We start from the raw sequence: 1,311 nt of genomic DNA, 5'->3' as shown, positions 1-1,311 counted from the left end.
CGGAATTTGAACAGATATCTCGAGCATCTGGATGTATTAAGGCAGGCGCGAGCCGATAAGATATGTGAGCGCCTCGTAAAGCAGGGTGTATCACGTGAGCCACTATTTTCTGCGGTGAAAGAAAATTCCGCCGGTGCAATTGTTGGACGCCCCCATATAGCTAAATCGTTGGTTGATATGGGTGTAGTGAATAGCGAACAGGCTGCGTTTAAACAGTATTTAGGGACGGGGAAAGCCGGTGACGTAAAAATGGACTGGCCTTCATTTACTGATGCGATCTCTGTAATAAATGGAGCGGGTGGAGAGGCAGTGTTAGCTCATCCGACTAAATATAAAATGACCTTTACAAAAATCAGGGCAGTCGTTAATGATTTTGTAGCAGGTGGTGGTTCTGCTATTGAAGTTTCATACACGGGAATTTCCCCCAATCATCAGGCTGACCTTGAGAGACTGGCAAGAAAAATGGACATAATGGTTTCTGCTGGCAGTGACTTTCATTCCCCTTCTCATGGTTGGACAGATGTTGGTAAATTCCCTCCAGTAAAAGATTTGTCCCGACACGTTTTATCGAAGTTGCTTCAGGCTTGAGCAATATCACGTTAAACTGGCAACAAATAACAGACGTGGATAACTGCTGTGAGCCAGTTTTTTCAAATACATCCAGAAAACCCTCAGCAACGCCTGATTAAACAGGCAGTTGAGATCATTCATCGTGGTGGTGTCATTGTCTATCCTACCGATAGTGCCTATGCATTAGGCTGTCATTTGGGGGATAAAAATGCGCTTGAGAAAATTAAGCGTATCCGGCGTTTGGATGATAAGCATAACTTTACGCTGGTTTGTCGGGATCTCAGCGAAATTGGTACTTACGCAAAAGTGGGAAACCAGGCCTACCGTATTTTGAAGTCTCATACGCCAGGTGCTTATACCTTTATATTAAAGGCAACAACAGAAGTTCCGCGGCGACTACTGCACCCGAAGCGGCGCACTATTGGTCTACGTATTCCGGAAAATCCAATAGCGCTTGAATTGATGCGTGAACTGGGTGAGCCAATTATGAGTACTTCGCTTATATTGCCGGATGAATCTGAGCCGATGATGGATCCATATGAAATTCGACAAACTTTGCAGCATGAAGTTGACCTGGTTATTGATGGTGGTTATTGCGGTATGGAAGCTACGACGGTGGTAAATCTGGTTGATGAAGTTCCAGAAATAATACGGGAAGGTGCTGGATCGTTAGCCGGTTTCTGAGTTTTTGTTGAGTTCAGATTACAAAAAATGTGCGTGTTAGGAAAAAACAAAAATATT

At 44.1% G+C, this 1,311-nt stretch carries 2 protein-coding genes; both read left to right on the top strand.

The features are described 5' to 3' along the window. Nucleotides 1-588: PHP domain-containing protein (locus ABYW01_RS21325; RefSeq protein ID WP_372836619.1), on the top strand; the 588-nt coding region annotated here is incomplete at its 5' end. 48 nt (nt 589-636) lie between these two features. Next, complete coding sequence (locus ABYW01_RS21320) at nt 637-1,254, top strand: L-threonylcarbamoyladenylate synthase (RefSeq protein ID WP_372836617.1); 618 nt, start codon at nt 637-639, stop codon at nt 1,252-1,254. Nucleotides 1,255-1,311 lie beyond the last annotated feature (57 nt).

This window comes from Pontibacterium sp., from assembly GCF_041587635.1.
GTDB lineage: Bacteria > Pseudomonadota > Gammaproteobacteria > Pseudomonadales > Balneatricaceae > Pontibacterium.
This window is presented reverse-complemented; position numbering and strand designations above follow the sequence as displayed.